The sequence below is a fragment of the Streptomyces luteosporeus genome, assembly GCF_039532865.1.
GTDB lineage: Bacteria > Actinomycetota > Actinomycetes > Streptomycetales > Streptomycetaceae > Streptomyces > Streptomyces luteosporeus.
Map to the genome: position 1 here is coordinate 289,367 of NZ_BAAASL010000009.1, position 21,176 is coordinate 310,542.

A 21,176-nucleotide genomic window follows, 5' to 3' on the forward strand; every position below is an offset into this window, starting at 1 on the left:
CGAAGGCGCCGACGGGGGAAAGCGAGTCGTACGGTGTCCGAGCCGACCGGTGCCACCACCGAGCCACGCACGGACGGGCAGGGGTGCCCCCTGCTGTCGTCCGCATCCATCGCCGCGACCTTCCTCGCACACGGGTCGCCGCAGCTGTATCCCGTGCTGAAGGACATGCGCGACAGCGCGCCCGTGTTCTTCAGCGAGGACCTGGGACTGTGGATCATCACGCGCTACGCGGACGTGTCCACCGCCTTGAAGGACGCCCGGCGCTTCCCGGCGTCCACACGCTCCGTCATCATGGCCGGCTACCCGCCCGATGTCCGCGACGTACTGCGGCGGACCGCCACGTTCACGGCGGCCAACATGGGCTTCGACGGGCCGCCGGACCACGACCGGCTGCGCAGGCCCGTGGCCCAGTACTTCTCCGCCCGCGGGGCGCAGCGACTCGAGCCGCGCATACGGCGCACCGTGCGCCGCGTCGTCGCCGGCCTGCCGGAGCTGCCGCCCACCGACCTGGCCCGGGACTTCGCCCGGCCCGTCGCCGATCACGTCGTCGTCGAGCTCGCCGGCCTGCCCGCCGAGGACCACGACCTCATCGTCCGCCACCACCGGGCGGTCAACGCGTTCTTCTTCGGCCGCCCGCCCGCCGAGCTCCAGCTGGCGTACGCGCACGACGTGCTGGAGTGGGAGGAGTACCTGGCCGGCATCGTCGCCCGGCGGCGCGCCCGGCCCCAGGACGACCTGATCAGCCTGCTCACCCGCAGGACGGCCGAGGGCCACGCGCGCTACTCCGACGCGGAGCTGATCAGCCTCCTCAGCTTCGACGTGGTCACGGCCGGCTTCCGGCCGACCAGCTTCGCCCTCGTGGCGCTGCTGCACGCACTGCTGGCCGAGCCCGGGCGCTGGGACGGGCTGCGGCAGGACTTCGCCTCCTTCGACGCCGTCTTCCAGGAGATCCTGCGGCACTCCGGGCCCGCCCTCGGGGTCTTCCGCACGGCGGCCGAGGACACCGAGCTGGGCGGTGTGCGCATTCCCGCCGGTGCGTCCCTGTGGCTGATGACGGCCTCCGCCAACCGCGACGAGCGCCGCTTCGCCGAGCCGGACGTCCACGACCCCGGCCGCGCCCACCTGACGAGCAGTCTGCACTTCTCCCAGGGCCTGCACCGCTGCCTGGGCGCCAACCTGGCGCGCACGGTGGCGCGGGAGGCCCTCGCGGCCCTCATGCGGCACCGCCCGGGCCTGCGGCTGGTCCCCGGCCAGAAGTGGGAGTACGAACCGAGCATCAACGTCGTCGCCCCGACCCGCCTGCTCGCCACCTGGTGACCGACCGCCATCCGCACGGGGGAGAGACCATGACCACCCGCACGAGCGTCCTGGGCCTGGGCCGCACCGGCACGGCCGTGGCCCGCGGCCTGCTGGCCGCGGGCCACCGCGTGACCGTCTGGAACCGCACACCCGCCAAGGCCGCCGCCCTCGTCCGCGACGGGGCGGCGCAGGCGGCGACGGCCGGCGAGGCCGTGCGGGCGGGAGATCCGGTGGTGGTGTGCCTGTCCGGGTACGAGGCCGTGCACGCCGTCCTCGAACCGGTGGCCGGCGACCTCGCCGGCCGTACCCTGCTCAATCTCACCCCCGGCTCGCCCCGGCAGGCGCCGGTGACGGCCCGCTGGGCGCACGGACACGGGGCCCGCTACCTCGACGGCATCGCCCTGCCGGACCCGGCGGGCACCGGCCCCGGCCTGCTGGTGTGCGCCGGGCCCCGGGACGCCTTCGACGCCCACGAGGCGGCGCTGGCCGCCATCGGCCGCCCCCGCCACGTCGGCGAGGACCCCGCCCTGCCCTCCGTCTACGACTGCGCCCTGCTGGCACTGACGTGGGCCACGCTGGCGGGCTGGCTGCACGGGGTGGCCCTGACCGGCGCCGACGGCCCCGGGGGCAACGTCACGGCGAGCGCGTACACGGAGGTCGCCGACCAGTGGCTCGCCACCGTCCGGGCCAGCCTGGCCGGATACGCCCGGCAGATCGACACCGGCAGCCACCCGGGCGGGGCCTGGCCCCTGCACCGCAGCATCGAACCCCTGGACATCCTCGTCCACGCCGGTGAACTACGAGGCGTGGACGCCGCACTGCCGGAACTGCTGCGCGACCTGACCCGCAACGCCGTCGCCGCCGGTCACGGCGACGACAGCTGCGCGAGCCTTCTCGCCTTCCTGCGCACGGAACCCCGGAAGCCGGCCGCGGTGCCGAACGGCTAGAGAACTTCAGGAAGTTCTCCCCGCCCCGGCATTCGACGCAATTTCGACCTCAACGGTCGCAGTGCGCCGGGCGGCGGCCGAACGGCGTGAATCGGTGCGGACAGCAGCGGCCGGTGTGGGGCAACGTGAGGGCCGTCGTGTCCGGCGCCCTACGGAGGTTGCATGACCGCGCGATCCGTACTCCTGCGTGCCCTGACGGCCCTGCCGCTCGCCGCGGCCCTGGCCCTCGCCCCGGTGAGCGCCACCCCGGCCGGCGCGGCCGGCCACGGCCCCGCGGCCCACCGGCAGCTGTCCCTGCCCCAGCTCATCGAGCGGGCCACGGCCAAGGTCCGCTCCATGTACCCGCAAGCGATGCTGATGGTGGCCGAGGGGGACGCGCCCGACGGGCCCACCCGCGACATGGCGAAGGTCTCCCACTGGAGGTTCGTCCTGAACAACCGCGACAACTCCTCCGCCGAGATCAGTGGGAACCTCGACGGCACGCTGGGCCCGGTGCTGCGGCACGGCTCCCGCTGGATCGGCGTGCTCGCCATCGACGAGCCCCTGACCATGACCCCGGCCGCGGCCTACGAACGGCTCGCGGCCGCGGGCCACGGGACCGCCTACCGCTACGTGTCCCTGGTCAAGCCGCTGGGCACGCCGCCGTGGCGGCTGCAGTACCACTTCTCCGGGCACCCGGGCGGCTGCGACGGCTACGCCGTCTTCGTCGCCTCCGGGGGCGTCGCGCCCATCTGCGGTCCGTCCCTCAGCGCTTGATCCTGCCCCGTACGGACAGCACCGCCAGCCCGAGCAGGACGGGCTCGGTCATGCGGGAGGCGATGTCGATGTAGGTGCCGGTGACGGTGAGGTCCTGGCCGGGAGCGCGGAAGACCGCCGCGTTCAGGGCGACGGGCACCGACCGCCCCAGCCGGCGGGCCGTCAGCCGGTCGCGCACGGCGCCCGTGGGATCGGCCGGGGGAGCGGAGGTCAGGGTGAAGTTGCCCGGCACCCCGCCGCCCCGGGCCACGGCGGTGGGGGCCGTACCGGGAAGCCCCCACAGGGCTGTCGCGAGGACGGTCGCGGTCATGGCCAGGACCAGCCACAGCAGGGTCCGCCGCAGGCGCAGCGCGTACCCGCTGACCGCCCAGTACGCGGTCAGCAGGGCGCGATCCTTCAGGGGCCGGGTGGCATCGCGGCGCCGCATCTCCATCTCGCCGTAGCGGAAGTCGGCCGCGTCGGGATGGTTCCTGCCGTCCTCCAGCGACTTGCGCAGGGCCAGGTAGAGCGGGGCGATGACGGCGGGGGCCCGCACGTCCACCCCGTCCGGCGCCGCACGCCAGCCCCGCTCGCCCTGCTGCGCGCGCCAGTGGTGCTCCTCGGCCAGCACCCGGCGCCCGCAGCGGCGGCCGCGCGCGCGGGCGAACGCGGGCCGGCCCTCCAGGCCGAGCCGGTCCAGGTGCAGGGCGCCGGTGAACAGGCACCCCGACAGGTCGGTGCCGGTCAGGGCGAGGTGGGCGGCGTCGGCGCCGTGCATCGAGCGGATGCGCACGCCCGGGTCCGCGTCGCCCAGGACGGACTCGTCACGGCGCTGGTCGTCGCCCTCCTTGCGGCGCTCCTCGTCCGGGGGCAGCAGCGGGACCGGGTGCGCGCCGATGCTCAGCTGGCGCTCGGCGACGACGTCGCAGAGGTCCACGGTGGCGTACCGCAGCCGCAGCGTGGCGGCGGAGGCCCAGTACGTCTTCGCCAGCACGAGCTCGCGCGCGGCGATCTCCAGGGCGACGGGGGCGAGGAAGCGGGCCCCGGTGAGGTCCACGCTCCCGGCGCCGACCAGGGGGCCGAGCGCGGGCGCCGCGTGGAAGACGGCGCCGGCGAAGACGGCCGGGCCGCCGAGGACCGCCGCGCCGAAGAGGGCGTGGCCCCGGAAGGCGGCCTCGCGGAAGCACGCCTCACCGGAGAACCAGGCGGCGCCGAAGTGGGCGCTCGCCGCGAACGCCGCCTGCGTGAACCCGGCGCTGCCGTGGAAGCCTGTACGGCTGAAACCGGCGTCCTTGGCGAACTGCGCGGAACCGAAGACGGCCCCGTCGGCGAAGACCGCGTCGGGGAACGAGGCGTCGGCGAGGAAGATCGCTCCGTGGAACGAGCAACTGCCCTGGAACGTGGCGCGGGTGAAGTCGGCCAGCCCCATGAACGTCGCCCCGGTGAAGCGGGCGCCGCCCCGGAACACCGCGTGCGCGAAGCGCGCGTCGGCGGTGAAGCAGCACTCCTGGAAGTCCGCGTTCCCCAGGCGCGGGTGCCCGGTGCCCGGATCGGTCAGGCGGGCAAGGAGCCGCTGCAGCAGGTCTCCGGAGAACCGGGTGCCCTGGTGGTCCACCGCGGCCCCGGGGGCGATCCCGGCCAGGTGGGCGGCCAGGGCGGCCTCGTCCAGGTGGGCCAGGCACCGTCCGCCGGCGGCGCCGGGCACGGCGCGGCCGCGGCAGCCGACCGGGTCGCGCGATCCGGCGCCGAGACCGCAGTGCGGCCACGACGGAAGCTCGTGAGAGGAGGTCATGCCGGGCCCGACGCCGGGCGGCGTACGGCGGTTGCGGTCGGTGCAGGGGCCAACGGGCGGCACCACGGCGCCCCGTAGGGGCGCGGGGAACTGCGCGATCAGCCACCGACCGCCCGCAGGCGAACGCGCCACCCGGCAGCCCGGGCGAAGCACTGCACTCCTCTGCGGGCGCGTCGTGGCTTGTCGCGCCCACGCGGCGGAGCCGCAGATCGACACTGCCCCGCGCCCCTACGGGGCACTGCCCTAGCGTCGTCGCATGACACCGACACATAACCGCACCGGCGGCAACGGCACGCGTCTGCTCGTGGTCATGGGGGTCTCCGGCGCCGGCAAGACCACCGTGGGCCGGCTGCTCGCCGCGCGGCTCGGCCCGCCGTACGCCGACGCCGACGCCTTCCACCCGGTGGCGAACAAGGAGCGCATGGCCAAGGGGATCCCGCTGGACGACGCCGCCCGCGCCCCGTGGCTCGCGGCCATCGGCGCCTGGCTGGCACAGCACGCGCACACCGGTGGGGTGGTGAGCTGTTCGGCCCTCAAGCGCCGGTACCGCGAGCGGTTGCTGCGCGACGCGCCGGGCGCCTTCTTCGTCCACCTCGACGGGTCGCGGGAGCTGATCCACGGGCGCCTGGCCCACCGCACCGGGCACTTCATGCCGGCGTGCATGCTGGGCTCCCAGCTCGCCGACCTCGAACCCCTGGAGCCGGACGAGCCCGGCATCGTCGTGCCCGTCGAGCGGTCGCCGGAGCAGATCGTGGAGCTGATCCTCCGGCGGCTGCCCGGCTGAGGCCGGCCCCGCCCCCTCAGTCCCGCTCGAAGCCGGGCCGGCCCGCCTCGGTGACGAAGCTCGCCGCGGTGCCGATGGGCGCACCGGGCCGGGTGACGTAGGGCAGGGTCCGGTAGTCGGCGCGAGCCTGCTCCTCCTCCAGCGTGACCACGACGTAGCCGCGGCGGTCGGCGAAGTACTTCATGTGCGGGTTGGCCGCCAGTACGGCATCCCGGTTGGCGGGCCGCTCCACGCCGTCGAAGCCGCTGGAGAGCGACGTGCCCGCGATCTCCACGCCGGCCGTGGGCGACCGGGGATCGTCGAAGTCCTCCTTGATGTCCATGGCGTAGTGCACGTGGGCGTCGCCCGAGAGCACCATCAGGTTCTCCACGCCCGCGTGCCGGGCGCCCTGCAGCAGGCGCCGGCGGGAGGCCGGATAGCCGTCCCAGGCGTCCATGGACAACCGCGAGCGCCCGGCGGTGGTGCGGCGCCGCGAGAAGACCACCTGCTGCGGCACCACGTTCCACACCACCGAGGAGCGGCGGAAGCCGTCGATCAGCCACTGCTCCTGGGCGTCCCCGGTGATGCTGCGGGCGGGGTCCTCGGACTTCGGCCCCGGGTACTGCCAGCCGTCGCCGTACGCCTGGTCGTCGCGGTACTGCCGGGTGTCGAGGATGTCGAACTGCGCCAGGCGCCCGTACGAGAAGCGGCGGTACAGCCGCATGTCCGGTCCGCTGGGCCGCTGCCGGCTGCGCAGCGGCATGTTCTCCCAGTACGCGCGGTAGGCGGCGGCGCGGCGCCGCAGGAAGGCGGCCACGGGGTCGTTGTGCTGGGAGACCTCGGCGGCGTAGTTGTTCTCCACCTCGTGGTCGTCCCAGGTGACGTACCACGGGTGGGCGGCGTGCGCGGCCTGCAGGTCGGGGTCGGCCTTGCCGAGGGCGTAGCGCATGCGGTAATCGGTGAGCGTTTGCAGCGTGTGGTTGCAGGAGGCCGGCAGCTCCCGGTCGCGCGGGTAGCGCCGGGCGCCGGCCTTGGCGTTGATGGCGTTCTCGTAGATGTAGTCGCCGACGAAGAACACGGCGTCGAGGTCCTCGTCCGCCAGGTGCCGCAGCGCGGTGTAGTAGCCCTCGTCGTACTGCTGGCAGGAGGCCAGGGCCAGCCGCATCTCGCGCACCGGGTCGCCCTGCTCGGGCGTGGTGCGGGTGCGGCCGGCCGGGCTGATCCAGGAGCCGGTGCGGAAGCGGTACCAGTAGACGCGGTCCGGCTCCAGTCCGCGGACGTCGATGTGGACGCTGTAGCCGTCCTCGGCCTCGGCGAGGGTGCTGCCGCGCTGCTCGACGGAGCGGAAGCGCTCGTCGCGGGAGATCTCCCACTGCACGCTCACCTCGCCCTCCTCCGGCAGGCCGGCCGAGGGCTCGTACGGGCGCGGCGCGAGCCGGGTCCACAGCACCACCGAGTCCGGCAGCGCCTCGCCCGAGGCGACGCCCAGGGCGAAGGGGTCGTCGCGCAGGCCGAGGGAGGGGGAGGGCGCCGCGTACGCCCCGGGGAGGCGGGGAGCGAGGGCGAGGACGGCGGCACCGGCGGTCAGGGTCAGGAACCGCCGTCTGAACGGGCCGGTGGCCGCGGGGGACGACTGCTTCCGCGACGACTGTTGCTGCGACGACTGCTGCGGGGGTGGCTGCTGCGGCATGCCGTGGGGCCTCCCGGAAGTGATGATCAGTCAGTACTAAAGGCTGATGCTAGGGAGGGGCCCGGCAGGTGATCCCGAGGGCGGCCAGCGTGTTGGGATCCGTACGTGCAGGAGTGAACGCATGCCCCCGAACGCGCGAGGAAGCCCCCTGCCCGTCACAGCCCGTTGCGGGCCGTCACGGCTGGTCGCGGCTTCCGTTGGACAGTTCGGCAGAGCCTGATCACCATGGAGGGACACGTGTGAGCCGAATGCCGGAATGCTTCCCTCCAGCGAATCGAGGCAGGGTCATGTCTCCCACCAGCACACGTCACCCCACCACGTCCCGGGCCGTGGCCGGCGGCCTGACCTACTTCGCCGCCGTCATGCTGCTGATCTCCGGGCTCCTGGACTTCTTCCGGGGCGTCATGGCCGTCGACCACGACGACGTCTTCGTCTCGACCCCGAACTACGTCTTCAAGTTCGACCTGACCAGCTGGGGCTGGATCCACCTGATTCTCGGTATCGTCGCGGTCGCGGTGGCCGTGGGCCTGTTCATGGCCTCTCCCTGGGCGCACGCGCTCGCCGTGGTGTGGGCCGGACTGCTGCTGATCGCCAACTTCCTCTCGCTGCCGTACCACCCGCTGTGGTCGCTCGTGGTGATGGCGCTGTGCGCGTTCGTCATCTGGGGCCTGTGCACGTCAGGACCGGCCGGCGCGGGGAAATGAGCGGGGAAACGAACAGGGCAATGAACGACTGACGGCAGGGCAGCCGCTCCGGTGCACGTCGCCATCGGCCCGTACCGACGTGACGATCCGTACCGACGCAGACCCGAGGAGCGACCATGCCCGACCGTCCCGACCACTCCGACGGCCCCGGCGCGGACGAGCTGGCCGCGCTCGACGCCCACTGGCGCGCCGCCAACTACCTCTCCGCCGGTCAGATCTACCTCCTGGACAACCCGCTGCTGACCGAGCCGCTGCGCCCGGAGCACATCAAGCCGCGGCTGCTGGGGCACTGGGGCACCTCCCCCGGGCTCAACCTGGTGCACACCCACCTCAACCGGGTCGTGCGGGCCCGTGACCTGGACGTGGTGTGCGTGTGGGGGCCGGGGCACGGCGGGCCGGCGGTGCTGGCCAACTCCTGGCTGGACGGCAGCTACGGCGAGGTGTATCCGGACGTCGGCCGGGACGCGGCGGGCATGGCGCGGCTCTTCCGCCAGTTCTCCTTCCCCGGCGGGGTCCCCAGCCACGTGGCGCCCGAGACGCCCGGCTCCATCCACGAGGGCGGCGAGCTCGGCTACAGCCTCGCCCACGCCTACGGGGCCGCGTTCGACCACCCCGGCCTGGTGGTGGCCTGTGTGATCGGCGACGGGGAGGCGGAGACCGGGCCGCTGGCCGCGTCCTGGCACTCCAACAAGTTCCTCGACCCCGTCCACGACGGAGCCGTGCTGCCGATCCTCCACCTCAACGGCTACAAGATCGCCAACCCCACCGTGCTCGCCCGCCTGCCCGAGCCCGAGCTCGACGAACTGCTGCGCGGCTACGGCCACCTGCCCATCCACGTCGGCGGCGACGACCCCCTGCAGGTGCACCACGACATGGCCGTGGCGATGGACACCGCCCTCGACCGCATCGCCCTGCTGCAGCACGCCGCCCGCCGGGAGGGCGTCACCGAACGCCCGCGCTGGCCCGTGATCGTCCTGCGCACGCCCAAGGGCTGGACCGGGCCCAAGGACGTCGACGGCGTGCCCGTCGAGGGCACCTGGCGCGCCCACCAGGTCCCCCTCTCCGGGGTGCGCGACGACCCCGGGCACCTGCGCCGCCTGGAGGAATGGCTGCGCTCCTACCGCCCGGCCGAACTCTTCGACGACCACGGCCGGCCCCGGCCGGAGGTCCTCGCCTGCGTGCCCGCAGGTCCCCGCCGGCTCGGCGCGAGCCCGTACGCCAACGGCGGGCTGCTGCTGCGCGAGCTGCCCCTGCGGCCCCTGGAGGAGTACGCCGTCCCCGTCAAGGCGCCCGGCGCCACCCGCCACGAGCCCACCCGCGTCCTGGGCGGGCTCCTGCGCGACGTCATGACCGACACCGCCGACCGGCGCGACTTCCGTCTCGTCGGCCCCGACGAGACCGCCTCCAACCGCCTGGAGGCCGTTTTGGAGAGCACGGCCAAGGCGTGGCAGGAGGACGTCCTGGCCACCGACGAGCACCTCGACCGCCACGGTCGGGTGATGGAGGTCCTCTCCGAACACCTCTGCCAGGGCTGGCTGGAGGGCTACCTGCTCACCGGCAGGCACGGGCTCTTCTCCTCCTACGAGGCGTTCGTGCACATCGTGGACTCGATGGTCAACCAGCACATCAAGTGGCTGCGGACCACCCGCACCCTGTCCTGGCGACGCCCCATCGCCTCCCTCAACTACCTCCTCACCTCCCACGTCTGGCGCCAGGACCACAACGGCTTCTCCCACCAGGACCCCGGCTTCGTCGACCACGTCCTGAACAAGAGCCCCGAAGCCGTCCGCGTGTACCTGCCGCCGGACGCCAACACCCTCCTGGCCGTCGCCGACCACGTCCTGCGCAGCCGCGACTACGTCAACGTCGTCGTCGCCGGCAAACAGCCCTGCTTCGACTGGCTCGGCCTCGACGACGCCCGCGTCCACTGCGCCCGCGGCGCCGGCATCTGGGAGTGGGCCGGCACCGAGAACGGCGGCAGCCCCGACGTCGTCCTCGCCGCCGCCGGCGACATCCCCACCCAGGAGGTCCTCGCCGCGGCCGGCCTGCTGCGCCGTCACCTGCCCCACCTGGCCGTGCGCGTCGTCAACGTCGTCGACATCGCCCGCCTGATGCCCCAGGAGGAGCACCCGCACGGCATGCCCGACCACGAGTACGACGCGCTGTTCACCCCCGACCGGCCGGTGATCTTCGCCTACCACGGCTATCCCTGGCTCATCCACCGCCTGGCCTACCGCCGCACCGGCCACCGCAACCTGCACGTGCGCGGCTACAAGGAGTCCGGCACCACGACCACGCCCTTCGACATGGTCGTGCGCAACGACCTCGACCGCTACCGCCTCGTCATGGACGTCGTCGACCGCGTCCCCGGCCTCGCCGTCCCCGCCGCACCCGTCCGCCAGGCCATGGCCGACGCCCGCGCCCGGCACCACGCCTGGGTACGGGCCCACGGCACGGACATGCCGGAGGTGGCGGAGTGGGCGTGGGAGCCGTCCTCAAGGCCCCTGGAGCCCTGACGTCAGGGCGTCCCGGCGGCCGCGGCGACCAGCTTCGCGCCGGCCGCGGCCACGGCCTTGCGGAAGGCCGTCGTACCGCGGTCGCCGGTGTCCGAGTAGTTGTTCCACACCGTCGTCACGGCCCCGTGGCTGCGGAGGGTGGCCATGTCGAAGTCCATCTGCGTGGTGCCGCCCTGCACGATCCGGACGGTGTAGCCGACGGACTCGTCGCCGTACGCCGGCAGCCCGGCGGCCTTCTTCACCGTCAGCACGGTCTTCTTGCCGCCCATGGTGCCGGTGAAGGTGCCGCACTGCCCGACGGCCGTGCGCAGGGCCGCCACGGCCTTCTCGGCCTCGGCCCGGGCGTACCCGCTGACGTCCTGTGCCACGGTCGTCGTGTCGCCCTTCTTGGTGAACACCGCCTGGGCGTTGGCCTTGCGGTCCTCCTCCAGCCGGCCGGTGTTGAGGACCGCGGTGATCGGCGCGCACACGGGCTTCACCCCGGAGATGACCTCCTCCTGGGCTCCCTGGGACTTGTCCAGGCCGGTGTCCGGCTGCAGCTGCCACCCCGCCGGCAGGTCCGCGACCGCGACGAGCGCCTGCTGCGCCTGGTCGGCGGTGAGGGCCTCCGGGGGAGCGGAGGGCGCGCTGCGGGCCTTCGTCCCGGCGCCGGCCGGGGCGGTGTCCCCGTCGCAGGCGGACAGCAGCAGGAGCGACGAGGCGGCCAGGGCCGCGAGGGCGGAGCGGCGGGGGCGGACGTGCAGCACGGGGGTGTTTCCTTACGCAGAACGGAACGCAGGGCGCAAGTATGCAGGCCCCCTTGCCGGCCCCTCACACCGGCCAGGCGTACGGCGTCGACGTGCGCGGCTCCGGGGCCGCGCCGTGGGCCTCCACGTCCTTCTCGGCCGCCTCCAGAAGACGATCGCCCAGGTCGCGCAGGGCGCGGCCGGCGGCGAACTCGTCGCCTATCGCCGGAACGTCCGCATCGCCCGGAGCGCACCGGGCCGTCCCGCGGCCGGTGATCGGGGTGCCGCCGGTCTCCAGGTCGGCCCGGGCCGTCGTCCGGCCGTCCTCCTCGTGGAGCTCGACGCGGACCTTCCACTGTGCTTCGTGCGACATTGCTCGCTCCTTGCCGTTCCGTGCCGCTCCTTGGCGTGCGGGGCCGTGCGGGGCCGCCGTGGGGCTTTCAGTGCGTGAGGTGGGCGTCCTCGTGCATGACCTCCCTGATGTCCTCGCCCGCCTTGTCCAGCAGTTGCTCGGCCAGGCCGGTCAGCGCGCGGGCGGCCGCGACCTCCTCGCCGACGCGCTGCTGCACGCGGTCCTCGGGGTTGCGGTTGGCGACGCCCTGCGAGCTGAACCGCTGGCCGTCGTGCATCCGCAGCCGTACGTCGGCCTGCGTGGTGGCGTCGATCTCGCGGAACTCCATCTCGATGTTGCAGTCGACGATCTTCTCCATGGTGATCACCCACTACTGGCTGTCACTGCTCGGTGTCCGGTGTGGTGTCAGGCGTCAGGTGGCCGGTGAACCACGCGCACGCGAGGTCCGCCACGGCCTCGAGCGTCCCCGGCTCCTCGAAGAGGTGGGTGGCGCCCGGGACGACGGCGAGCCGGTTCTCGCAGGTCAGCTGCTCGGCGGCGCGCCGGTTCAGGTCCAGTACCGTCTCGTCCCGGCCGCCGACGACGAGCAGGGTCGGCGCGGTGACCTCGGCCAGCCGGGGGCCCGCGAGGTCGGGCCGGCCGCCGCGGGAGACCACGGCGGCGATGCCCTCGCCGCCGCCGCGGGCGGCGTCGGCCGCGGCCCACAGGGCGGCCGCCGCGCCGGTGCTCGCGCCGAAGTAGCAGACGGGCACGCCGGTGTGACGGTGCAGCCAGTCCGTCACCTCGCCGAGCCGGCGCGCGAGCGGCTCGACGGCGAAGACGTTGGCCCGGTCGCCCTCCTCGGCCGGGGTCAGCAGGTCGAACAGCAAGGTGCCCAGGCCGGCCGCGTTCAGCGCGGTTGCCACCGCGCGGTTGCGCGGGCTGAGCCGGCTGCTGCCGCTGCCGTGCGCGAAGACCACCAGGCCCGGGGCCCCGGCGGGCACGTGCAGGTCACCGTCGAGGGTGATGCGCCCGTCGTCCACCGGCAGTTTCACCGGGCCCGAGCGGGCCGGGCAGCCGCAGCCCTCGCCCGTGCCGCCGCCACCGGCACCGGCCTCGCCGGCATTGCGCCGCAGCAGCTCGACGACCTCCTTGTCCGCGGTCTGGGAGAAGTCGTGGTACCACTCGCCGACGGCCGAGAACGCCGCCGGCGTGCTCAGGCAGACGAACTCGTCGCACTCGCGGCGCAGCGCCGCCGCCGCGTCGGGCGGGGCGACCGGCACGGCCAGCACGACGCGGGCGGCGCCGTGGGCGCGGGCCACCCGGCACGCGGCGGATGCCGAGGCGCCGGTGGCGATGCCGTCGTCGACGAGCACCGCGGTGCGCCCCTCCAGCGGGACGCGGGGGCGCCCGCCGCGGAAGCGCTCGGCCTGCCGGGACATCTCGGCCTGCTCCCCGCGCTCGACCTCGGCCAGGTCGTCCTCGTCGACGCGGCTGAGCCGCATGATGTCCTCGCTGACCACCCGCACCCCGCCCTCGCCGATGGCGCCGAAGCCCAGCTCGCGGTGGTACGGCACGCCCAGCTTGCGCACCAGGATCACGTCCAGCGGGGCGCCCAGCGCCCGGGCCACCTGGTAGGCCACGGGCACACCGCCGCGCGGCAGGCCGAGGACCACCGGGTCCTCGGCGCGCAGGTGCTCCAGCCGGCCGGCCAGGCGCCGGCCGGCGTCCACTCGGTCGGTGAACCGCATCCTCCACCTCCGGTCCCGGGGCCCGGGCTCCGGAAGGCTCCGGAAAAAGGGGACTTTCGGTCGGCTGTCGACGGCAAGAGGAGCCGTAATTCCAATATGACCGGATCGGCGCCCGCAGTCCACGCGAGCAGGCCCCGGCGCCCGTCAGGGGCCCTCCAGCGCCGCCCGTACCCGTGCCGCGACCGCGGCCGCCTCCTCCTCGGACGCGTACCGGCCGCGCGGCCAGAAGAAGCCCCGCAGCCCGTCCTTGCGGTTGCGCGGCACCACGTGCACGTGGAAGTGCGGCACCGACTGGCTGACCCGGTTGTTCGCGGCGACGAACGACCCGGCGGCCCCCATGCCCCGCTCGACGGCCCCGGCGATCCGCTGCACCCGCAGGAAGAACGGCCCCACCTGCTCCGGCGGCAGGTCCGTGAGCGTCTCGGCGTGCCGCCGCGGCACCACCAGCACATGGCCCGGGAACAGCGGCCGGGCGTCCAGGAAGGCCACCACCGCCTCGTCCTCGAACACCCGGTGACCGTCCGCCTCGCCCGTCGCGATCGCACAGAAGACGCACTCCACGACACCAGTGAATCAGCAGCCGTGAAGCAGCACCCGTGAAGCACCGCGGCCGCCCCGGTGCGACCCTGGGCACATGCCCCTGCTCGTCGGCACCTCCGGATGGCAGTACAAGGACTGGCGCGGCCAGCTGTATCCGCCGGACCTGCCGCAGCGGCTGTGGCTGGAGGAGTACGCCCGGCACTTCACCACAGTGGAGAACAACAACGCCTTCTACCGCCTGCCCGCCCCCGAGACCTTCGCCGCCTGGCGCGGGCGCACCCCCGAGGGCTTCGTCATGGCCGTCAAGGCCAGCCGCTTCCTGACCCACATCAAGCGGCTGCGCGACCCGCAGGAGCCCGTGGAGCGCCTCCTGCGGCACGCCGCCGGCCTCGGCCCGCGCCTGGGTCCCGTCCTGCTCCAGCTCCCGCCCACCCTCAAGGCCGACCCCGCCGTCCTGGCGGCCGCCCTGGACTGCTTCCCGGACACCGTGCGCGTCGCCGTCGAACCCCGCCACGAGACCTGGTGGACGGACGAGGTGCGCACCGTCCTGGAGCGGCACGGTGCGGCCCTGTGCTGGGCCGACCACGGATCCCGGCCCGTCACGCCGTTGTGGCGCACCGCGGACTGGGGGTACGTGCGCTTCCACAGCGGCGCCGCCACGCCCTGGCCCCGCTACGGGCACCGGGCCCTGGTCTCCTGGGCCGGCCGGATCGCCGAGGCATGGCCCGACCGCGGCGAGGTATACGTCTACTTCAACAACGACCCCGGAGGGGCCGCCGTGCACGACGCGGCCGCCTTCGCCCGCGCCGCGGCCCGCCTGGGCCGTACGGTCACCCGCACCCCGGACGTGCGCGGCTGAGCCGCCCGATCGGCGGCCCTCGCCCTGCGCGGCGCCGGGGCCCGTGCCAGGGTGGCGCTGAGCGGCCCGGTCGCGGGACGCAACTGCCCATGAACGGAGCATCAGATGCCCAGGGGATCCAGCTCGAAGCGCGAGCGGCAGTACGAGCACATCAAGGACAGCGCGCGCAGTCGCGGCGAGAGCGAGAAGCGCGCCAAGGAGATCGCCGGCCGCACCGTCAACAAGGAACGCGCCCGCAGCGGCGAGTCGAAGACCGCCAGCCGCTCCTCGCTGCGCGACATGTCCTCCTCCGAGCGCGGCGGCAAGCGCTCCCACTCCGGCGCCCAGGGCCCGACGAAGGAGCAGCTGTACAACGAGGCGAAGAAGCGCAACATCCACGGCCGCTCCGACATGACCAAGGACGAGCTGAAGAAGGCCCTGGGCCGCTGACCGGCACCCGGCCGGAGTGCGGATGCGGATTGCAGAACCGCACAGCTTGTAGGAACCGCACAGCCGCCCGCCGCCGGAGCTGACACCGGCCCCCGGTCCGCCGCAGCGCCGCCGTCGGCAAGGATGTGCGGGTGCCCGAAACCCTCGACCCCGCCGCCCCCGGCTTCGCCCGCGACCCGTACCCGTACTACGCGGACCTGCGCTCGCGCGGGCCCGCGGCCCGGGTGACGCTCGCCAACGGCACCCACGCCTGGCTCGTCACCGGCTACGACCGGGCCCGCGCGGTGCTGGCCGACGCGCGCTTCTCCAACGTGCCGCCGCAGCGCGCCGGCCGTCCCCGGCCCGACTCGCCGGCCCGGCGGGCCCAGGCGTGTCTGGCCCGGCACATGCTCAACTCCGACGCCCCCGACCACCTGCGGCTGCGCCGGCTGACCACGGCCGCGTTCACCCCGCGCAGGGTCGACGCCCTGCGCCCGCGCATCGAGCACCTCACCGACGGCCTCCTGACCGGCCTCGCGGACACCCTGGCCCGCGAGGGCAGCGCCGACCTGGTGGACGCCTTCGCCTTCCCGCTGCCCGTCCTGGTGATCGGCGAGGTGCTCGGCGTGCCCGAGGCCGACCGGGCCGACCTGCGCGAGTGGACCTACTGCGTCGGCTCGCCCGCCGACGCCCTGGCCCCCGGCGCGGCCGACGAGGCCTGGGCGGCCCTGCACGCCTACTTCTCCTCGCTCATCGCGCACAAGCGCCGCACGCCCGGCGAGGACCTGTTCAGCTCGCTGGTCCACGACGCGGGGGAGGGCGGGCTGAGCGACGAGGAACTGCTGGCCATGGCCTTCCTGCTGCTCTTCGCCGGCTACGAGACCACCATGAACCTCCTCGCCTCCGCCGCGCTGCTGCTGCTCACCCACCCCGCCGAGCTCGCCGCCGCCCGCGCCGGCGGCGAGGCGCACTGGGCGGCCGTGGCCGAGGAGACCCTGCGGCACGCCAGCCCCCTGGAGGGCACCACCTGGCGGCGCACCACCGAGGCCGTCGTCCTGCAGGACGACGACGGCCGGGCCGAGATACCCGCCGGGGAGTCGGTCCTGGTCGTCCTCGCCGCCGCCAACCGCGACCCCCGGCACTTCCCGGCGCCCGACGCCTTCCGCCCCGCCCGCCACCTGCCCGGCCCCGGCGGCCGGCGCCCCGCACCGCACCTGGCCTTCGGCCACGGACCGCACTTCTGCCCGGGCGCCCGCCTGGCCCGCCTGGAGGCGGCGATCGCCCTGCCCCGCCTCTTCGGTGCCCTGCCGCACCTGCGCCCCGCCGCCGACCCCGCCACCCTGCCGTACCGGCCCGGGCTGCTGGTGCGCGGACCGCGCAGGCTGCCCGTACGCAATGCGCCGCCCGCCCCTCCGAACGGGTGAGGTGAATCGCGCCCGGGCAGCGGCTGCCGGAAGGTGGAGGATGTGAACGCCACGCACCCGCCCCCCGGCGACCCGGACGGCCACCCGGTGCCCGACGACCACGTCGTCGTGCTCTTCGGCGCCACCGGCGACCTCGCCCGGCGCAAGCTGCTGCCCGGCCTGTACCGGCTCGCCCGGGCGGGGCTGATGCCGCGCTCCTACCGCATCGTCGGCTCCGCCCCCGCCGCCGACGCCCTGACGGACGAGGAGTTCCGCGCCCGCGCGAAGGAGGCCGTCGCCGCCTTCGGGTCCGAGCCGCCCGCCGGCGAGCACTGGCAGGCGTTCGAGAGCACCCTGACCTTCGGCGCCGCCGACCCCGACGACCCCGAGCCGCTGATCGGCGCCGTGCGGGACGCCGAGCGGGCCGTCGGCGGCAGCCCCCGCCGGCTGTACCACCTGGCCGTGCCCCCGCAGGCGTTCGCCTCCGTCGTCGAGATGCTCGGCAGGACCGGCCTGGCCCAGGGCGCCCGGGTCGTCGTCGAGAAGCCCTTCGGCACCGACCTCGACTCCGCCAAGGCCCTGGACGCCACCGTCCACGCCGTCTTCGACGAGGACCGCGTCTTCCGCATCGACCACTTCCTCGGCAAGGAGTCCGTCGACAACATCCTCGCCCTGCGCTTCGCCAACGGCCTGTTCGAACCCGTCTGGAACCGCGACCACATCAGCCACGTGGAGATCGACGTGCCCGAGACCCTCGGCATCGAGGGACGGGCCGCCTTCTTCGAGGAGACCGGCACCTTCCGGGACATGATCGTCACCCACCTCTTCCAGGTGCTCGGCATCGTGGCCATGGAACCGCCCGCCGCCCTCGACGCGAAGTCGCTGCGCGACGAGAAGGCCAAGGTCTTCCAGGCCCTGCGGCCCGTGGACCCCGACCTCGTCGTCCGCGGCCAGTACGAGGGCTACCGCGCCGAACCCGGCGTCGACCCCCACTCCGACACCGAGACCTTCGTCGCCCTGCGCGCCGAGATCGACAACTGGCGCTGGACCGGCGTCCCCTTCTACCTGCGCTCCGGCAAACGCCTGGCCGAGCGCCGCCAGGTCGTCACCCTCCACTTCACCGAGCCGCCCCTGCGCATGTTCCCCCTCGCCCCGGGCCACCGGCACGCCGCGCGGGGCGGGCGCCGCGGCAACACCCTCGTCGTCGACTTCGACGACCCCGGCTGGATCGCCGCCGGCTTCCTGGTCAAGGAACCCGGCCCCACCATGCGCCTGACCGACGCCCGCATGAGCTTCAAGTACGCCGACTCCGTCCAGCGCCGCTACGGCCTCGAGGGCTACGAACGCCTCGTCCACGACGCCATGCTGGGCGACCAGTCCCTGTTCACCCGCTCCGACGGCATCGAACGCCTGTGGGAGGTGGCGGCGCCCCTGCTGCGCGCCCCGCGCCCCGTCGAGCCGTACGCCCCCGGCTCCTGGGGCCCTGCCGCAGCCGGAGAACTCCTCGCCCCCCACCACTGGTTCCTGCCGGACGAACGGGGTAGCGGATCACCATGACGACGACACTCGGACTCCCCGGCACCATCGGTGCCTGCCTGTTCGACATGGACGGCGTCCTGACCAGGACGGCCACCGTGCACGCCGCGGCCTGGAAGGAGACCTTCGACGCCTTCCTGCGCCGCCGCGAGGGCCCCGCCTTCCGCCCCTTCGACGCCGTGGCCGACTACGACGAATACGTCGACGGCATGCCCCGGGCCGACGGCGTACGCTCCTTCCTCGCCTCGCGCGGCATCACCCTGCCCGAGGGCGACCCCGGCGACCCGCCCGAGAAGGACACCGTCCAGGGCCTGGGCAACCGCAAGAACGCCCTCGTCCTGCAGAAGATCAAGGAGATGGGCGTCGAGGCGTACCCCGGCTCCGTCCGCTACGTCGAGGCCGTCCGCGCCGCCGGGCTGCGCACCGCGGTGGTCTCCTCCAGCGCCAACTGCCACGACGTGCTCGTCGCCGCCGGCATCGACGGCCTGTTCGACGTGCGCATCGACGGGATCGTCGCCGCCGAGCGCAAACTGCCCGGCAAACCCCACCCCGACACCTTCCTCGCCGCCGCCCGGGCCCTGGGGGCCGCGCCGGAACAGGCCGTCGTCTACGAGGACGCGCTGGCCGGCATGGAGGCCGGCCGCGCCGGCGGCTTCGGCTACGTCGTCGGGGTCGACCGGGCCGGCCAGGCCGAGGCCCTGCGCCGGCACGGCGCCGACGTCGTCGTCACCGACCTCGCCGACCTGCTCGACGACACCGTGCCCGACACCACCGGCGGAGGTGCCGCGTGATCACTCATCCGGCCTACATGGTCGAACCCTGGTGCCTGCGCGAGACCGAGCTCAACCTGGACGTGCTCTCCCAGAGCGAGTCGGTCTTCGCCCTGTCCAACGGGCACGTCGGCTGGCGCGGCAACCTCGACGAGGGCGAACCGCACGGCATGCCCGGCACCTACCTCAACGGCGTCTACGAGTACCGGCCGCTGCCCTACGCCGAGGCCGGCTACGGCTACCCCGAGTCCGGGCAGACCGTCATCAACGTCACCAACGGCAAGGTGATCCGGCTCCTGGTCGACGACGAACCCTTCGACCTGCGCTACGGCAAACTCCACAAGCACCAGCGCTTCCTCGACCTGCGCACCGGACTGCTGCACCGCATCGCCGAGTGGACCTCGCCCAGCGGCCGCAGCATCCGGGTGCGCTCCACCCGGCTGGTCTCCTTCACCCAGCGCGCCATCGCCGCCGTCGCCTACGAGGTCGAACCGCTGGACGACGAGATGCGCATCGTCATCCAGTCCGAACTCGTCGCCAACGAGCAGCTGCCCCGCGCCAACGGCGACCCGCGGGCCGCCGCCGTCCTGGAGACCCCGCTCGTGCCCGAGCAGCACGCCGCCAACGGCTCCAGCATCCGCCTGCTGCACCGCACCGCACGCAGCGGCCTGCGCGTGGGCGCCGCCGCCCACCACGTCGTCAGCGGCGGCCTGAAGACCGAGACGACCTCCGAGAGCAGCGAGGACCTCGCCCGCCTGACCGTCACCTCCGTGCTGCGCCCCGGCCAGCGGCTGCGCACCGAGAAGATCGTCGCCCACGGCTGGTCCGCGGTGCGCTCCGCGCCCGCCGTCCACGACCAGGTCGACGCCGCCCTCGCCGCCGCCACCAGCGCCGGCTGGGAGGGCCTGGTCGCCGACCAGCGCGGCTACCTCGACGACTTCTGGTCCCGCGCCGACGTCGAGGTCGACGGCGACGCCGAGATCCAGCAGGCGGTGCGCTTCGCCCTCTTCCACGTCCTGCAGGCCGGCGCCCGCGGCGAGGCCCGGGCCCTGCCCGCCAAGGGCCTGACCGGGCCCGGCTACGACGGGCACTGCTTCTGGGACACCGAGACCTTCGTCCTGCCCGTGCTGACCTACACCGCCCCCCAGGCCGTCGAGCAGGCCCTGCGCTGGCGGCACGCCACCTTGCCGCAGGCGCAGGAGCGCGCCCGCCAGCTCGGCCTCCAGGGCGCGGCCTTCCCCTGGCGGACCATCAACGGCAGCGAGTGCTCGGGCTACTGGCCGGCCGGAACGGCCGCCTTCCACATCAACGCCGACATCGCCGACGCCGTGGTCCGCTACCTCCGCGCCACCTGCGACGAGACCTTCGAGCAGGAGGTCGGGCTGCCCCTGCTGGTCGAAACGGCCCGGCTGTGGCGCTCGCTGGGCCACCACGACCACCACGGCGCCTTCCACATCGACGGGGTGACCGGACCCGACGAGTACAGCGCCATCTCGGACGACAACGTCTACACGAACCTGATGGCCCAGCACAATCTGCGCGCCGCGGCCGTGGCCGCCGAGCGCCACCCCGACGTCGCCGCCTCCCTGGGCGTCGACGACGAGGAGACCGCCGCCTGGCGCGACGCCGCCACCCGCATGACCCTGCCCTACAACGAGGACCTGGGCGTCCACGAGCAGTCCCAGGGCTTCACCGGGCACCAGGTCTGGGACTTCGCCCGCACCGGCGAGAACCAGTACCCCCTCATGCTGCACTTCCCCTACTTCGACCTCTACCGCAAGCAGGTCGTCAAACAGGCCGACCTGGTGCTCGCCATGTGCCTGCGCGGCGAGGCGTTCACCCTCGAGGAGAAGGCCCGCAACTTCGCCTACTACGAGCAGCTGACGGTCCGCGACTCCTCCCTGTCCGCCTGCGGGCAGGCCGTCATGGCGGCGGAGGTCGGCCACATGCGGCTCGCCTACGACTACCTGGGCGAGGCGGCGATGATGGACCTGTTCGACCTGGAGGGCAACACCCGCGACGGCCTGCACATCGCCTCCCTCGCCGGCACCTGGTTCGCCCTGGTCATCGGCTTCGGCGGGATGCGCGAGGTCGACGGCCTGGTCGCCTTCAGCCCCCGGCTGCCCGAACAGCTCGGCCGCCTGGCCTTCACCGTCCAGTTCCGCGGCCACCGGCTGCGGGTGGAGATCGCCCGCACCCAGGCGACGTACACCCTGCTGGACGGGGAGAGCCAGGACATCCTGCACTGCGGCGAACGCCTCACCCTGCTGACCGACGCCCCGGAGGCCCGCCCCATCCCGCCCATCCCCACAGGCCCCGCCCCCGACCAGCCGACCGGCCGCGCCCCGGCCCGCCGCGGCCGGGCGCTCGGGCACGGGGAGGGGTGAGGGCGCCCGGGACGTGAGGG

The 21,176-nt window shown here is 74.1% G+C and carries 19 protein-coding genes; 12 read left to right on the forward strand and 7 right to left on the reverse strand.

Features of this window, described 5'->3' with window-relative positions; all coding sequences use genetic code 11:
• Positions 1–33 precede the first annotated feature (33 nt).
• From ABD361_RS14735 to ABD361_RS14745, 3 genes are all read left to right on the forward strand, one after another.
• The gene (locus tag ABD361_RS14735; RefSeq protein ID WP_344435637.1) at positions 34–1,317 is read left to right on the forward strand and encodes a cytochrome P450; all 1,284 of its coding nucleotides are present in this window, start codon (positions 34–36) and stop codon (positions 1,315–1,317) included.
• A gap of 29 nt (positions 1,318–1,346) precedes the next feature.
• Positions 1,347–2,246 carry an NAD(P)-dependent oxidoreductase gene (locus tag ABD361_RS14740; RefSeq protein WP_344435639.1) on the forward strand — a complete coding sequence of 300 codons (900 nt, stop codon included), beginning with the start codon at positions 1,347–1,349 and terminating at the stop codon, positions 2,244–2,246.
• Positions 2,247–2,408: 162 nt separating this feature from the next.
• Positions 2,409–3,002: a hypothetical protein gene (locus ABD361_RS14745; protein ID WP_344435640.1), complete on the forward strand. Its 594-nt coding sequence runs from the start codon at positions 2,409–2,411 to the stop codon at positions 3,000–3,002.
• Here ABD361_RS14745 and ABD361_RS14750 read toward each other — a convergent pair.
• On the reverse strand, positions 2,992–4,773 hold the full coding sequence (locus ABD361_RS14750) for a pentapeptide repeat-containing protein (protein ID WP_344435642.1): 1,782 nt from the start codon (positions 4,771–4,773) through the stop codon (positions 2,992–2,994). The two genes, ABD361_RS14745 and ABD361_RS14750, sit on opposite strands and share 11 nt — an antisense overlap.
• A 256-nt stretch (positions 4,774–5,029) precedes the next feature.
• Between ABD361_RS14750 and ABD361_RS14755 the strand changes: the two genes are divergently transcribed.
• On the forward strand, positions 5,030–5,557 hold the full coding sequence (locus ABD361_RS14755; protein WP_344435643.1) for a gluconokinase: 528 nt from the start codon (positions 5,030–5,032) through the stop codon (positions 5,555–5,557).
• Positions 5,558–5,573: 16 nt separating this feature from the next.
• On the opposite strand, the gene ABD361_RS14760 is transcribed toward ABD361_RS14755, so the two are convergent.
• Complete coding sequence (locus ABD361_RS14760; protein WP_344435644.1) at positions 5,574–7,226, reverse strand: alkaline phosphatase D family protein; 1,653 nt, start codon at positions 7,224–7,226, stop codon at positions 5,574–5,576.
• Between the two features lie 287 nt (positions 7,227–7,513).
• Here ABD361_RS14760 and ABD361_RS14765 point away from each other — a divergent pair, with 287 nt between their 5' ends.
• Both ABD361_RS14765 and ABD361_RS14770 read left to right on the forward strand, forming a co-directional pair.
• Complete coding sequence (locus ABD361_RS14765) at positions 7,514–7,930, forward strand: DUF7144 family membrane protein (protein ID WP_344435645.1); 417 nt, start codon at positions 7,514–7,516, stop codon at positions 7,928–7,930.
• Positions 7,931–8,046: 116 nt separating this feature from the next.
• On the forward strand, positions 8,047–10,446 hold the full coding sequence (locus ABD361_RS14770; protein WP_344435646.1) for a phosphoketolase family protein: 2,400 nt from the start codon (positions 8,047–8,049) through the stop codon (positions 10,444–10,446).
• Positions 10,447–10,448: 2 nt separating this feature from the next.
• On the opposite strand, the gene ABD361_RS14775 is transcribed toward ABD361_RS14770, so the two are convergent.
• The 5 genes from ABD361_RS14775 to ABD361_RS14795 all read right to left on the reverse strand — a co-directional run bounded on the left by ABD361_RS14775 (position 10,449) and on the right by ABD361_RS14795 (position 13,814).
• A complete protein-coding gene (locus ABD361_RS14775) occupies positions 10,449–11,192 on the reverse strand; it encodes a hypothetical protein (protein ID WP_344435647.1) in 744 nt (247 codons plus the stop codon).
• Positions 11,193–11,256: 64 nt separating this feature from the next.
• A complete protein-coding gene (locus ABD361_RS14780; RefSeq protein ID WP_344435648.1) occupies positions 11,257–11,544 on the reverse strand; it encodes a DUF1876 domain-containing protein in 288 nt (95 codons plus the stop codon).
• A 67-nt stretch (positions 11,545–11,611) separates the two neighbouring features.
• Positions 11,612–11,881, reverse strand: coding sequence for a dsRBD fold-containing protein (locus ABD361_RS14785; protein WP_344435686.1), 270 nt, complete (start codon positions 11,879–11,881; stop codon positions 11,612–11,614).
• A gap of 22 nt (positions 11,882–11,903) precedes the next feature.
• On the reverse strand, positions 11,904–13,253 hold the full coding sequence (locus ABD361_RS14790; protein ID WP_344435649.1) for a phosphoribosyltransferase family protein: 1,350 nt from the start codon (positions 13,251–13,253) through the stop codon (positions 11,904–11,906).
• 144 nt (positions 13,254–13,397) lie between these two features.
• Entirely contained in the window at positions 13,398–13,814 is a 417-nt protein-coding gene (locus ABD361_RS14795; RefSeq protein WP_344435650.1) for an HIT family protein, read from the reverse strand.
• 73 nt (positions 13,815–13,887) lie between these two features.
• On the opposite strand from ABD361_RS14795, the gene ABD361_RS14800 reads away from it, so the two are divergent.
• The 6 genes from ABD361_RS14800 to ABD361_RS14825 all read left to right on the forward strand — a co-directional run bounded on the left by ABD361_RS14800 (position 13,888) and on the right by ABD361_RS14825 (position 21,156).
• Entirely contained in the window at positions 13,888–14,652 is a 765-nt protein-coding gene (locus ABD361_RS14800) for a DUF72 domain-containing protein (protein ID WP_344435651.1), read from the forward strand.
• 105 nt (positions 14,653–14,757) lie between these two features.
• Positions 14,758–15,081 (forward strand): plasmid stabilization protein, encoded by a 324-nt coding sequence (locus ABD361_RS14805; RefSeq protein ID WP_344435653.1) that lies wholly within the window; start codon positions 14,758–14,760, stop codon positions 15,079–15,081.
• 131 nt (positions 15,082–15,212) lie between these two features.
• On the forward strand, positions 15,213–16,484 hold the full coding sequence (locus ABD361_RS14810; protein WP_344435655.1) for a cytochrome P450 family protein: 1,272 nt from the start codon (positions 15,213–15,215) through the stop codon (positions 16,482–16,484).
• Between the two features lie 42 nt (positions 16,485–16,526).
• Positions 16,527–18,020: a glucose-6-phosphate dehydrogenase gene (gene zwf, locus ABD361_RS14815; protein WP_344435656.1), complete on the forward strand. Its 1,494-nt coding sequence runs from the start codon at positions 16,527–16,529 to the stop codon at positions 18,018–18,020.
• Positions 18,017–18,790, forward strand: coding sequence for an HAD family hydrolase (locus tag ABD361_RS14820; RefSeq protein ID WP_344435657.1), 774 nt, complete (start codon positions 18,017–18,019; stop codon positions 18,788–18,790). Before zwf ends, ABD361_RS14820 begins: the two co-directional genes overlap by 4 nt.
• Entirely contained in the window at positions 18,787–21,156 is a 2,370-nt protein-coding gene (locus tag ABD361_RS14825; protein ID WP_344435658.1) for a glycoside hydrolase family 65 protein, read from the forward strand. Before ABD361_RS14820 ends, ABD361_RS14825 begins: the two co-directional genes overlap by 4 nt.
• Positions 21,157–21,176 lie beyond the last annotated feature (20 nt).